11 protein-coding genes and 3 pseudogenes are annotated in these 13,107 nt (G+C 72.1%); 7 read left to right on the forward strand and 7 right to left on the reverse strand.

Going from position 1 to position 13,107, the window contains the following annotated elements:
* From HCN52_RS15100 to HCN52_RS15115, 4 genes and pseudogenes are all read right to left on the reverse strand, one after another.
* A pseudogene (locus HCN52_RS15100) lies at nt 1–135 on the reverse strand (acyl-CoA dehydrogenase family protein); the annotation flags it as partial.
* A gap of 23 nt (nt 136–158) precedes the next feature.
* Entirely contained in the window at nt 159–671 is a 513-nt protein-coding gene (locus HCN52_RS15105) for an NUDIX domain-containing protein (protein ID WP_168088969.1), read from the reverse strand.
* A 226-nt stretch (nt 672–897) separates the two neighbouring features.
* Entirely contained in the window at nt 898–2,145 is a 1,248-nt protein-coding gene (locus HCN52_RS15110) for a cystathionine gamma-lyase (RefSeq protein WP_168088970.1), read from the reverse strand.
* Between the two features lie 204 nt (nt 2,146–2,349).
* Entirely contained in the window at nt 2,350–2,721 is a 372-nt protein-coding gene (locus HCN52_RS15115) for a phage holin family protein (protein ID WP_168088971.1), read from the reverse strand.
* Between the two features lie 51 nt (nt 2,722–2,772).
* Between HCN52_RS15115 and HCN52_RS15120 the strand changes: the two genes are divergently transcribed.
* Both HCN52_RS15120 and HCN52_RS15125 read left to right on the forward strand, forming a co-directional pair.
* Nucleotides 2,773–3,090 (forward strand): cupin domain-containing protein, encoded by a 318-nt coding sequence (locus HCN52_RS15120; RefSeq protein WP_168088972.1) that lies wholly within the window; start codon nt 2,773–2,775, stop codon nt 3,088–3,090.
* A gap of 526 nt (nt 3,091–3,616) precedes the next feature.
* Nucleotides 3,617–3,829: a DUF5326 family protein gene (locus tag HCN52_RS15125; RefSeq protein WP_167934924.1), complete on the forward strand. Its 213-nt coding sequence runs from the start codon at nt 3,617–3,619 to the stop codon at nt 3,827–3,829.
* Nucleotides 3,830–4,015: 186 nt separating this feature from the next.
* Here the strand turns inward: HCN52_RS15125 and HCN52_RS15130 are convergent, their stop codons facing one another.
* Nucleotides 4,016–5,467, reverse strand: coding sequence for a YibE/F family protein (locus tag HCN52_RS15130; RefSeq protein ID WP_168088973.1), 1,452 nt, complete (start codon nt 5,465–5,467; stop codon nt 4,016–4,018).
* 214 nt (nt 5,468–5,681) lie between these two features.
* Between HCN52_RS15130 and thiC the strand changes: the two genes are divergently transcribed.
* Nucleotides 5,682–7,544 carry a phosphomethylpyrimidine synthase ThiC gene (gene thiC, locus HCN52_RS15135; RefSeq protein WP_168088974.1) on the forward strand — a complete coding sequence of 621 codons (1,863 nt, stop codon included), beginning with the start codon at nt 5,682–5,684 and terminating at the stop codon, nt 7,542–7,544.
* Nucleotides 7,545–7,671: 127 nt separating this feature from the next.
* A complete protein-coding gene (locus tag HCN52_RS15140) occupies nt 7,672–8,205 on the forward strand; it encodes an NUDIX hydrolase (RefSeq protein WP_168088975.1) in 534 nt (177 codons plus the stop codon).
* On the opposite strand, the pseudogene HCN52_RS25485 reads toward HCN52_RS15140, so the two are convergent.
* A pseudogene (locus HCN52_RS25485) lies at nt 8,183–8,919 on the reverse strand (NsdA family TPR-like regulatory protein); the annotation flags it as partial. The gene HCN52_RS15140 and the pseudogene HCN52_RS25485 overlap by 23 nt on opposite strands.
* A 529-nt stretch (nt 8,920–9,448) precedes the next feature.
* Here HCN52_RS25485 and HCN52_RS15150 point away from each other — a divergent pair.
* From HCN52_RS15150 to HCN52_RS15160, 3 genes are all read left to right on the forward strand, one after another.
* Nucleotides 9,449–9,982, forward strand: a complete 534-nt coding sequence (locus HCN52_RS15150) for a class IV adenylate cyclase (RefSeq protein WP_168088976.1) — start codon at nt 9,449–9,451, stop codon at nt 9,980–9,982.
* A 13-nt stretch (nt 9,983–9,995) separates the two neighbouring features.
* A complete protein-coding gene (locus tag HCN52_RS15155; protein ID WP_168088977.1) occupies nt 9,996–11,090 on the forward strand; it encodes a radical SAM protein in 1,095 nt (364 codons plus the stop codon).
* Between the two features lie 477 nt (nt 11,091–11,567).
* Nucleotides 11,568–12,410: a hypothetical protein gene (locus tag HCN52_RS15160; RefSeq protein WP_168088978.1), complete on the forward strand. Its 843-nt coding sequence runs from the start codon at nt 11,568–11,570 to the stop codon at nt 12,408–12,410.
* Nucleotides 12,411–12,520: 110 nt separating this feature from the next.
* Here HCN52_RS15160 and HCN52_RS15165 read toward each other — a convergent pair.
* A pseudogene (locus HCN52_RS15165) lies at nt 12,521–13,107 on the reverse strand (hypothetical protein); the annotation flags it as partial.

Below are 13,107 nucleotides of genomic sequence, written 5' to 3' on the forward strand. Positions count from 1 at the left end.
CAGCGCGTCCGCGCCGTTGCCGCCGAACTCCTCCGGGACGTGGACGGCGTGGAGGTCGTTGCCGGTGAGCGCGTCCCTCGCCTCCTGCGGGAAGCGGCCCTCCTCGTCCACCGGGGCGGCGGCGGGGCCGACGCGACGGTGGGTCGGCGGAGGTCGGGTCAGCGAAGGTCGGGGGCGAGCAGCGCGAGCACGCCCGGCACGTTGCGGGTGAGATGCTCCAGCAGGGACTCCGGCACCAGGTCGACGGAGCGCAGTCCCTCCGGGGTGAACGGCACGCGCACCGTCTCGTACGTCCCGCAGGGCTCCTCGACCTCCGGGCCGTGGCGCAGCGCGGGGTCCATGGAGACGAGGCGGCAGACGAAGAAGTGCTGGACCTTCAGCCCCGGCGGGGTCGGCGGGTCGCCCGGCTGCGGGACGTGCGGCACGGTGTCGACGAAGGCGGGCACCACGTCCGTGACCTTGGCGCCCAGTTCCTCGAAGACCTCGCGGTGCAGGGCGTCGAGCACGGAGAGGTCCTCCGGTTCGACGCCGCCGCCGGGTGTGATCCAGTACGGCGGCTGATCGGGCTTGACGCGCTTGATGACGATCAGCTCGTAGGGGCCGCCCGGATCCGGACGGTCGAGCAGGATGGCGCGAGCCGTGCGCTTGACCACCCGGGCTGCCTCGGTCATGCAGAACATCTCGCCACCGGCGCCCCGTGCGAAACATGGTGCCCACGGTGCGGACGCCGCCGTTCCGGTCACCGGTACGCAGGCGCCCGCGCACCGGCTCCCGAAGAGCCGCCCCGCCCCGGGCGGGAGCGTGCGCCGGCGAGGGGCGACACGGCGGCAGCCGGGCCGAGCCGGGCCGAGCGGCTCGGACACGGCCGGCCGGGGCCGGGGCCGGGGCCGGGGCCGGTCAGCCGGCGGGGCGAGCCGTCGCGTCCAGCGCCTGGTCGAGGTCGGCGATGAGATCGGCCGCGTCCTCGATGCCCACCGACAGCCGGATGAACCCCGGCGGCACCTGGGCCGCGGGGTGGTCGGCGGCCGGGTCGTCCGCGGTGGACACCTCGCCGGCGCCGTCGCCGGGCGCGGGGCCCGTCGGGGGCTCGGTCCAGCGGGCGCGCCGCTCCGCCATGGAGCGGACGCCGCCGAAGCTGGTCGCCTCCCCGATCACCCGCAGCGCCGCGAGGAAGCGCTCCGCGTGGGCGCGGTCGGCGAGAGTGAAGGAGACCACGCCGCCGAAGGCCGACATCTGGGCCGCGGCGACCGCGTGCCCGGGGTCGCCGGGCAGTCCGGGGTAGCGGACGTCCGAGACGTCCGGGCGGTCGAGGAGCCGCCGGGCGATCGCCAGCGCGTTGGCCGACTGCCGCTCCAGCCGCAGCGGCAGGGTCGCCATGCCGCGGTGCGCCAGCCAGGTCTCCATCGGGCCGGGGACGGCGCCCACGCAGCTGCGCCACGCCCGGACGGGGGCGAGCAGCGCCGGGTCCCGGGCCGCCACGTACCCCAGCAGCACGTCGCCATGGCCGCTGAACCCCTTGGTGCCACTGGCGACGGAGAGATCGGCGCCGAGTTCCAGCGGGCGCTGGCCGAGGGGGGTGGGCAGCGTGTTGTCGACCGCGACCAGTACCCCGCGGTCCCGCGCGGCGGTGGCGAGGGCCCGGATGTCGCAGGTGTCGAGGCCGGGGTTGGCCGGGGTCTCCAGCCACAGCAGGCGCGCGGTGGCCAGGGCCGCGAGCTGCGCCTCGGTGTCGGAGGTCGCCACCTGGACGACGGTCACCCCGAACTCCGTGAGCCGCTCGCCGAGCTGATGCACACCGTGGTAGCCGTCGGAGGGGACGACGACGGTGTCGCCGGGCCGGAGGTGGCCGAAGAGCACCGCGGCCACGGCCGCCATGCCGGAGGCGAACACGGCGGCGTGCGCGGGCTCGCCGGGCGACTCCAGTTCGGCCACGGCGGTCTCCAGCGCCGTCCAGGTCGGGTTGGTCTCCCGGCCGTAGGCGTAGGGGGCGCCGGTGGGGTCGCCCGGGAGGTGGAAGTAGGCCGACATCACCGGACCCGGCATCGGCGGCCGGAACGGTTCGGCCGCCGGCAGACCGGCGTGCACCGCACGCGTGGCGTCGCCTGCGGCGTCCGGCAGGGGCGATGGGTTCGGTGGTGTGGACATGCCGGACAGGCTAACGCCCCCGGTCAGCGCGGTGCGGCGGTCGGCCGCATACCGGACCCGGGGGTGCCGTCCGGCCCGCCCGTAGTGCCGCCGCACGGGTCCGGAGACACGGACGACCCGCGGCGCGGGGGGCGCGGCGGGCCGTCGGGGGGCGGCCGATCGTCGGCCGGCCCCGGTCCGGTCGGACAGGAGAGGGGGCCGGGTTCAGTCGCGGTCGAACGCGGCGCTGACACCCCAGGAGACGAGGCCGACGATCAGACCACCCAGCACGGCGGTCCAGAAACCGTGGACCTGGAAGGCGTCGCCCGCGATCCAGCTGGTGAGCATCAGCATCAGCGCGTTGATGACCAGGCTGAACAGCCCGAGCGTCAGCAGCAGGAGCGGCAGGGCCAGCAGGCGGACGATCGGCTTGACGATGAGGTTCACCAGGCCGAAGATCAGCGCGACAAGCGCGAGGGTCAGGGCCTGACTGCCAGTGGTTGCGCCTTCGTCGCCGAGGGTGATGTCATCCAACAGCCAGACCGCGACGGCGAGTGCGGCGGCGTTGGCGATGAACTTGATAAGGATGCTCGTCATACACGAGATCGTTCCAGAAGACGGCGATCTCAGGGCAAGGGGTGTGGGCGGATGAAGGCTTTCCGGCTGGATCAGCTCGAGGCGGAGCGGGCCGCGAACCAGGGGGCGTATCTCCGTTTCCTGCGGGAGCGGACGATGTCCGCCGGGCTCTACGCGCTCGACGCGGGTGCGCAGGACGCACAGGGACCGCACGAGCAGGACGAGATCTACCTGGTGGTGAGCGGACGTGCCTCGATCACCGTCGGGGAGGAAACGACGCAGGTCGGGCGGGGGAGCGTGGTCTTTGTACCCGCTCGAATGCCGCACCGGTTCCACCACGTCACCGAGGACCTGCGGGTGATGGTGATCTTCTCCCCACCGGAGGGCTGACGGGCCGAGGGCGCCCGCGCGGCACCCCCGTGGCGCCGCGTCTGCCGCGCCGCGGCGGACGCGGCGGTCGGAGCGATCCACGCCGTGCCCGCGCTCGGGCGTGTCGCAGCGCGGCGTGCCGCGTGCCGAGAGCCGGGCGCCCCACCGCGCGCCCCGGAGCGTACCGAGCGGCGCTGCCCGCCGCACCGGGCCCCGGGGCTGCCCGGTGGCCCGGGGAGCGGTGTTCCCGCGCCGTCGAAGCCGGTCGGCGATGCGGCGCGCGGCGGCGATCCGTGCCGGGCTCCGGGGGCGGGGCCCGGAACCCGTAGGGGATCGGTCAGGGCGAAGCGGGGGGCGGGCGGCCTCCCGTCCACGTGAGGTCGCGCCTAGCATCGAGACGAGCCCGGTGGTGACCGGCAGGTCGCCGGCCGTACCTCGCCGGGACGGCCGGACCGGGCTCCCGGTCACCGCCCCCCGCGCGGTGGCGGAGTTGTCGATCGGACCGCCCCCGTCGTACCGCGGTCCCAGCTGTGAGGAGCCAGAGACCATGAAGGACGCATTCATGACACTGCCATGGTGGGTGCGCTGGATCGCCATCCCCGTGGTCGCGCTGGTCATCTTCGGCGGCATGATCGCCTCGGTCCTCACCTGGGTGATCGGCCTGCTCTTCAAGATCCTGCTGTTCGTCGCCGTGGTGGCGCTGCTGATCTACCTGGTGCGGAGGTTCTCGGGCTCCTCGAAGTCCGCCGGCGACTGGTAGCCGTCCCGCCGGGCCGCCTCCCGCGGCCCGACCGTGCCGCCGTCACCTCACGCGACGCCGGTCCGACCACGCGCCGGACCGACCACGCGCCGGACCGACCACCCGTGTCCCGCCCGCCCGAGACCCACCCGCCGGACCGACCACCCGGCGGGCAGCAGCGACCGGCGGGCTCCGCCGCCGCACCGCTCACCGCTTGGGGCGGCGCCGCCGCCCCCCGCCTCCGCGTCCCCCCGGGAGCCCCTGGCCGAAGACCCCGGGGCCACCACCGGCGCCGCCACCGGCCGCCGGCCCGCCGTGAGCGCCCGGCCCGCCCGGACCGTGACCCGGCTGGTGACCGGGGCCCCACGCACCCTGCCCAGCCGGCCCGTCGCCCGGCGCCCCCGGGTCGCCGTTCCCCGGCGTCAGCACCCCGCCGTCGCGGTCGGCGCTGACCACCAGCGCCGCCAGCACCGTGGTGATCGGCACCGAGGCCACCAGCCCGATCGAGCCGATGAGTGTCCGCACGATCTCCTCCGCGACGAGTTCGCTGAACGCGACCGTGCCGACCGACTGCTGCGCGATGGTGAACAGCAGCAGGAGAGGAAGCGCGGCGCCCGCGTACGCCAGCACCAGCGTGTTGACCACCGACGCGATGTGGTCGCGCCCGATCCGCATGCCGGCCGCGTAGAGCTTCACCCACCCCGCGCGCGGGTCGGCCTGCTTCAGCTCCCAGACGGCCGAGGTCTGGGTGACCGTCACGTCGTCGAGGACACCGAGCGAACCGATCAGGATACTGGCGAGCAGCAGCCCCTGGATCTCGATGCCCGGATAGAGCGCGTGCACCAGGCCGGTCTGGTCATCGGTGTTGCCGCTGAGCCGCGCCCAGCTGGTGAACAGCGACCCCAGCACCCCGATCATCACCAGCGAGATCAGCGTGCCGAGGATCGCCACCGAGGTCCGCGCGGTGACCCCGTGCACCAGGTAGAGCGTCACCAGCATGATCACGCTGCCGCCGAACACCGCGACCAGCAGCGGGTTGGAGCCCTGGAGGATCGCCGGGAGGATGAACAGCGTCAGCACGCCGAAGGTGACCACCAGGCCCACCAGCGCCATCAGTCCGCGCAGCCTCCCGATCGCGACGACCACCACGGCGAAGATCAGCGCCAGCACCAGGATCGGCACCGACCGCTCCACGTCGTACACGGAGTACTGGAGTTCCTCCGGAGCATCGGGGGCGTACGCGACCTTGACGCCCTGGCCGGTCTCGAACCGCTGCGTGGCGTCGGGCGGTACGACCTCCTCGAAGGTGCGGCCGGCGTCGTTGCCGCTGGTGACCTCGACCGTCGCCACCTCGCAGGCGCCGCTCACCCCCTGCGGCACGGCGACACCGAGGTCGTCGCAGGGCTCCTCCCGCACGTCGGAGACGCGCGCGTTCTCCACCTGGCGGTCGTACCCGACCCCGGTGCGCTCCTCCTGGTCGGGGACACCCCCGGGCCACAGCAGCACCATGCCGCCCACCATCACCGCGGCGAACGGCAGCAGTACGGCCGTGATGACCTTGCGCAGCCGCCCGGAGACGGGCGCCGCCGGCCCGTGCTGGTGGGTGTGGCCGTGCGGGTGGTCGTGAGCGTCGTAGGGGTCGTCCCGATGAGATGTCACCGGAGGATCATCGCAAGAGAACCGGACGCGGCCTGGTCACAGCTCGCGGTGTGCCGCTACCGTGGGTGCCGCACATCTGACGTCGCGGGAGCTCCGAGCACGGGGCTGAGAGGGCGCTGACCGGCAACGACCGGGCCGAGGGGCCACGGCAGCCGACAGCTGCGCCGACCGCTGAACCTGGTACCGGGTAATGCCGGCGTAGGGAGTGGGTCTCATGACCTCGCACGACGCACACGCGCGCGCCCAGCGGGCCGCCACCGATCCGACGACACCGTCCGCACCGGCCACACCGGCCGCCGCGGACGGCACCGTCACCGACCACGAATCCACGGCCGCGGCCACCCCGGCCCCCGGCTGGCACAAGGGCTACCTCAGCGGCTCACGGCCCGACCTGCGGGTGCCCGTCCGCCGGGTCCACCTCACCGACGGACGCCACGTCACCCTCTACGACACCTCGGGCCCGTACACCGATCCGCAGGTCGCGACCGACGTGCGGGGCGGCCTCGAACCGCTGCGATCGGGCTGGATCGCCGAGCGCGGCGACACCGAGGAGTACCCGGGGCGCGCGCCCCGCCCCGAGGACGACGGGGTCCGCCGCACCGCCCCTGGCGGCGGGCTGGACACCCTGGACGCCGTCTTCCCCGGCGGGCCGCGGCAGCCGCGCCGGGGCCGCGGCGGCGCGGCCGTCACCCAACTCGCCTACGCACGGCGCGGGGTGATCACCCCGGAGATGGAGTACGTCGCCGTCCGGGAGAGCGTCGAGCCGGAGTTCGTCCGCGAGGAGATCGCGACCGGACGGGCGGTGCTGCCGGCCAACGTCAACCACCCGGAGTCCGAGCCGATGGCGATCGGGCGGAACTTCCTGGTCAAGGTCAACGCCAACATCGGCAACTCCGCGGTGACCTCCTCCATCGAGGAGGAGGTGGAGAAGATGACCTGGGCGACCCGCTGGGGCGCCGACACCGTCATGGACCTCTCCACCGGCCGCAACATCCACACCACCCGCGAGTGGGTGCTCCGCAACTCCCCCGTCCCCATCGGTACGGTGCCGCTGTACCAGGCACTGGAGAAGGTCGGCGGCAAGGCGGAGGAGCTGAGCTGGGAGGTGTACCGGGACACCGTCGTGGAACAGGCCGAGCAGGGCGTGGACTACATGACGGTCCACGCCGGGGTGCTGCTGCGGTACGTGCCGCTGACCGCGCGCCGCAAGACGGGGATCGTGTCGCGCGGCGGCTCGATCATGGCCGCCTGGTGCCTCGCGCACCATCAGGAGAGCTTCCTCTACACGCACTTCGAGGAACTCTGCGAGATCCTGCGCGCGTACGACATCACGTACTCGCTGGGGGACGGGCTCCGGCCGGGCTCCATCGCCGACGCCAACGACGAGGCGCAGTTCGCGGAGTTGCGCACCCTGGGCGAGCTGACGCGCGTCGCGCGGTCGATGGACGTGCAGACCATGGTCGAGGGCCCGGGCCACGTCCCGATGCACAAGATCAAGGAGAACATCGACCTCCAGCAGGAGATCTGCGACGGGGCGCCGTTCTACACGCTGGGGCCGCTGACCACCGACATCGCCCCCGGCTACGACTACATCACCTCCGGGATCGGTGCGGCGATGATCGGCTGGTGGGGCACGGCGATGCTCTGCTACGTCACCCCCAAGGAGCACCTGGGGCTGCCCGACCGGGACGACGTGAAGACCGGCGTGATCACCTACAAGATCGCCGCCCACGCCGCCGACCTGGCCAAGGGCCACCCCGGGGCGCAGGCGTGGGACGACGCGCTCTCCGACGCCCGGTTCGAGTTCCGCTGGGAGGACCAGTTCAACCTGGCGCTCGACCCGGACACCGCGCGCGCCTTCCACGACGAGACGCTGCCGGCCGAGCCGGCCAAGACCGCGCACTTCTGCTCGATGTGCGGCCCGAAGTTCTGCTCCATGAAGATCAGCCGTGACATCAACGAACGGTTCGGCGGTGGAGTGAACGCCACGCCCGAGGAGATCGAGGCCGGGATGCTGGAGAAGTCGCAGGAGTTCGCCGCCTCCGGCAACCGCGTCTACCTGCCACTGGCCGACTGAGCCGCCCGGGCCGGCCGGCGGCGCTCCGGACCGCCGCCGGCCGGCCCGCTCGTAGTGCGAGCGGCGCGCGCACCGGAGCGGACGGGCGCGCCGCTACGCTCTCCCGGGGCGAGCGCAGGGGGCGGCGATGCGGTGGAAGAGCTACGGGGAACGTCCGGTCCACCGGACTCCGTGGGTCGACCTGTGGGTGGCCGACGTGGAGCAGCCGGACGGGGCCCGCCGGGACTACTACGTCGTCAAGCTCCGGAATCTGGCGGCGGCCGCCGTCGTCAACGAACGGCGCGAGGTGCTGATGATGTGGCGGCACCGCTTCGTCACCGACTCCTGGGCCTGGGAGTTGCCGATGGGCCTGGTGGAGGACGGCGAGACGCCGGCTGAGACCGCCGCGCGCGAGACGCTGGAGGAGACCGGGTGGCGGCCCGGCTCGCTGCGACCACTGATCTACGCGGAGCCGGCCAACGGGATCACGGACTCGCAGCACCACCTCTTCCGTGCCGACGGGGCCACGTACGTCGGCCCACCCACCGAGCAGAACGAGTCCGACCGGATCGAGTGGGTCCCGCTGGCGGACATCCGCGGCATGATCGACCGCAGGGAGATCATCAGCAGCGGTTCACTCGTCGGTCTGCTGTACGTGCTCATGGACGCCGGGATGCGCTGACCCGAGCAGGAAGAAGATCACGCAGCCGTGACTCGAAAGCGAGCACTGCAGGCTCCCGCCGGTGCGGGGCCAGCTCGTCGTAGAACTCGCGCAGGTGCCCGGCCACCCGAGCCGACCCGACAGAGGCAGCGGGCTCCAGCGCTTCCGTCGCCGTCTGACACGCATGGTCCAGCTTGCCCAGCTGGAGTTGCGTACGGGCCAGCCAGAACGAGTGAAACGCGCGCCCCCTCTGGTTCTCGCCGTTCGCTCGTCTCAAGGCAGCGGCGATCAAGGGCTCCGCAATCGCAGCCTCACCGAGTCGACCGTGTGCGATACCGGTATCAACGACGAGCTTCGCCTCGTCGAAGTAGGTGACCCACGGGGGGGGTCGGGGTCGCTGCCCCTGATCCGCTCGAGCTGGCGACGCGCCTCACCAATGGCCGCATGCGTACCGGCGTGGCTGGCGAGAGTCTCCTGCGCGAATGCTTCCCGCAACGACAACATCGACAGCACGCGGGGAGTGGTGCCGACCGCCGCGCGGGCCTCGTCCTGAGCCGCGTTGACGAATGCCAGCGCGTCCCCTGGCCGATCCTGGTAGGTGGCCTGCAAGCTCATGCAGGCCAGGACATTGGCCGTGAACTCCCGGTCTTCTATCTCCCGGGCGAAGCGCAGAGCCTCGGTGAAGTACGACCGGGCCCGGGTGTACTGGCGAGCATCGAGGGATAGATGCCCGCTCGGGTCTTGACGATTCCGAACACCGCCGTGAAGTCACGGGCGCGGCATGCCGCGATCATCTGAGGATGCATGAGGAGCCCTGCAGGCAGCTCTGGTGTGCGAGATGACTCGGTCATCGGGCTGGCTCCCACAGCTCAGAAATACGGAACATCACTGTGCACCTACTTCGGTCCACATTAGCCAAGTTGGGTAACCACCATGACCTTCTGCGAGGGGGCGACGATTCGAGAGCCTGATGTGCATGACGAACAACCAGCGGGCACGACCTGGGATCGGTGAACGGGCCATGAATCGTGCCACTGAATGCGTCGGCATCGTGATGGGTGAAGTAGGCGGTCGCGTGCAGTTGCGGCCGGCCACGGCCGCCGGATCGCACCTGCCCCGGAGGACTGCTGCCGATGGAGCAGGATGCGTCCGGCCGAGCCGGGCGGGCCCGCCCTCCCGGACGCCGGCGGCAGGTGGCTGACGCGATCGCCGTTATCGTGCGCTCGCACATCCCGAAACCTCGGATCGAAGAGGGCAACATCCGATGACTGCAACTGAGTTCGAAGCAAAGATTCTCAATGTCGAGCCGGAGAAGATCCGCGCACTCCTGCTGGAGGCCGGGGCCGAGCACGTGATCGACCGCTTCCAGCGTCGCTACGTCTACGACATCCCCGACCTGCCCGGAGCGTGGGTCCGGCTGCGTGACACCGGCGCCGACGTCACGCTCTGCGTCAAGGAGATCCACTCCGACGCGATCGACGGCGTGACCGAAACGGAAACGAGCGTCGGCGACTTCGACGCCACGAACACGCTCCTCGGCAAGCTCGGCTACCGGCCGAAGGCGTACCAGGAGAATCGCCGGTCCTCCTGGACGCTGGGGAGCGCGGCCATCGAGATCGACGAGTGGCCGCTGATCCCCCCGTACCTGGAGATCGAGGGGGACAGCGCGGATCACGTCCACGCGACGGCGCTCACGCTCGGACTTTCCCTGGCCGAGCTGACCAGCGAGAACACGACCAAGGTCTACCGCCGGTACGGGATCGACATCGAAGCGATCCCCCGGCTCACGTTCGAGTGACAGGAGACACGCCTTGTCAGCGACCCAACGCACGGCGGTCCGGGTTGTCCGTGACAGGACCATCCGCGTCAAGGTGATCGACGACTGCGGGTTGGCCTGCACGTTCTGCCACAACGAGGGAACGCCGGTCACCGCCGACAACAAGGGCCGCGCTCTGCTGCCCTTCGTCGCGGGACCGGGCAAGGCCGGCCGCGTGTCGATCTACAGCGAGACGAACGGCGTCAACTTCCTCTCCGCGAAGATGGCCCCGGACGTGTTCTTCAGGCGGGCGGTGCGGACCGTCGCAAGGGCGTTCAACGCCAGCGAGGTTCACCTCACGGGAGGCGAACCCACCCTTCACACGGAGGTGCCCTCGCTGGTCTCGGCGCTCACCGGCATGGGGCTGAGCGTCGGGATGACCAGCAACGGGGAGCGCGGTCGGCAGGTGATGCCGGAGTGCTCGGTGGCCGGCCTCCATCGGGTCAACGTCTCCGTCTTCGGCACCACCGCCGAAGAGCTCCAGGCCGTACAGTCCAAGCGCTTCACGTCGGCGGGCCTGGCCGAGACGAAGATCCGTGCGGCGGAGCAGACCATCAGGGCCGCCGTGGCCAACGGGGTGAAGGTCTCCGTGAACATCGTTGTTCCTGGGATGGCCCACGTGGACCGGGTCGTCAACCTGGTTGAGTCGTACGGACAGTTCGCGGACGTGCGGATGCTCACCAGCATCCAGGACGGAGCGGAGTCGATCGCGGCGATCTCCGAAGTGCTGGTCCGGGTTGGTGCGGAACCGGTGCTTCGGACGTTCACCGCCGGCACCTCCGACGAGCGCACCCTCTACCGGGCACTCGGTAGCCGGGCCGTCTATGTCAAGCGGCTGCTGCCGGTACGACTCCCGGAAACCTGCGCGTCGTGCCGCTTCAACAACGACACGGACTGCGAAGAGGGCTACTACGGCGTCCGGCTCTACCTCACCGACCAGGGGGAGTACATGGTCGGCGTCTGCATTCAACGGATGGACCTCTGCATCCCCGTGGCCGAGCTGTCGAAGAGCGGGATCGTGGAAGAGGTGCAAGCCTTCAAGGATGCCGAAGTCCGGCGGCTGACCAGCCAGTACGGTGCCGCCGCGTGATCGACGGCACGCCCTGACAACTCCATGAGCGCCGGACCACCCATGACCTTGGCGGAGGGGGTGGTCCGGCAGCGAGCTGACCTCGATTGCCAGACCTGGTGCCCCATGGTGCTGGAGTGAGCAGCATGTTCATAGCTGCGCCGGCTGCCCGAAGGTCCGAACGGGCGACCGACGCGAGACTGTCAGGCGCACGGAGAGGGGACACGGAAGCCGGGCTCACCCGCCCCGGGGCGGTGCCCGAAGAGCAGCAGGCATCCGGCCGAGCCGGGCGGGGCCTGCTCCCGGGCGCCGGCGACCCGGCGCGTGGGCGTCGTCGCAACCCGGTCCGGAGGGGCCCCGGTTGGCGTTGCACGGGGTGCGCCCGGGACGATACGTGCAGGAGCACCGCAGTCGGGTAGGCGACTCCTGGACAGGTCGTATGGTGTTACCGGATCACGGCAGGTGAGTGCGGATGTTGGCGGGCACGGGAGAGTCGGCATGAGCGGCGGACAGCCCTGGCAACCGGGGTGGCAGAGCGGGCCCACCCCCGCGCCGCTGCCCCCCACCTCTCGTGCGTCGCCGGTGCCGTGGGCGATCGCGCTGATCGTGCTGCTGATCGCCTCGCTGGCGGTGGCGTTCACCGCGGACGCGCGCGCCGGGTCGGACAACAGCGCCGGCGAACCGGGCACCGGTGACCTCGCGCTGGGCGGGCTGGAGGACTTCCGGCTGCCCGGCGGTGCCGGCGGGCCGGGCGGTCTCGGCGCCGGAGGCGGCTTCGACGTCCCCGCCGACGACGGCGCGGGCTCCGTGTCGACCAGCAGCCCCAGCGACCCCACCACCGAGGCGTTCCGCGACGTCCGCCCAGGCGACTGCCTGACGCTCTTCCACAACGGGGTCGAGTGGAGCACCGACCTGCCGTGGAAGGCCGAGTGCGAGGCCGACGAGGGGCTGATGGCGGTCACCGCCGTCGAGACCACGACGGAGGCCTGCCCGACCGGCCCCGGCGAGATGCACTGGCCGCACACCGCCCCCGACGGCGAGCAGATCGTGCTGTGCCTGGACCGCCAGTTCCGCGTCGGCCACTGCATGCTCGCCGAGCAGGACCAGGACGGCGACGAGGGCCGCATCATCGACGGCAACCTGATGAGCCTGGTGGACTGCGCCTCCGACGCCGCACCCGAGCCCTGGAACCAGGTCATGCACATCACCGGCGTGCTGCCCGCGCCGGAGGAGGTCACCTCCGGCGCGTGCGCGCGCAGCGAGAACGACGCGACCTCGTACTGGCACTGGACGGTCAACGGCGGCGAGACCCTGGTGTGCACCATGGTCTTCCGCGGCTGACAGCTCCGCCCGGAGCGACCCGCGCCCCACCGGCCCCCGGCGCGCTGCGCCGGGGGCCGGTGCGCGCCCGGGCGGGCCTCCACTGCCGCGGGCCGGGTGACCGGCGAGAGTCAGCGGGAGAGCACGTAGACCGCTGTCCCGTCGACGGCGGTGCCCGCCTTGCGGATGGCGTTGCGGCGCAGGAGGAACAGCACGCTGTCCGCGACGCGGCGTTCGCTCAGGTGGCACAGCCGCGCGAGTTCCGCGGTGGAGCGGCGCGCCTCGCCGTGCGCCGCGAGGTCCTCGGCGAGGACGCGGGCGACCGTCCAGATGTCGTCGGTGACGGTGAGCCGGGTGCGCCAACGGGTGAACAACCGCCGTGCTTCGGGGGTCAGTTGTCCGCCGCGGGCGGCCGTCGGCTCCGGGACCTCCGCGGCGCTCCCGGGCGCCGCCGTCGCGGCCGTACGCAGGTGGGACGGCACGGTGGACGGCGGGGCGATGTGCCGCAGCGGCGCCGGTGACCAGCCCCGGAACGGCACCCGCGGGGTCCCTGCGGTGCGGCAGTACGGGTCCTCGGCGGCCGCGGTCCGCCCGGAGAAGCGCTCCAGCGCCTCGGCGATGCGCGCCAGCGCGCGCGAGGAGCGCTCCTGGGCGGCGACCAGGTCGCGCAGCGCGCCGGTGGCGTCGCGCAGTCCCTCGGTGCGCTCCCCGTCCGCCC

The sequence above is a fragment of the Streptomyces bohaiensis genome (assembly GCF_012033785.1).
GTDB lineage: Bacteria > Actinomycetota > Actinomycetes > Streptomycetales > Streptomycetaceae > Streptomyces > Streptomyces bohaiensis.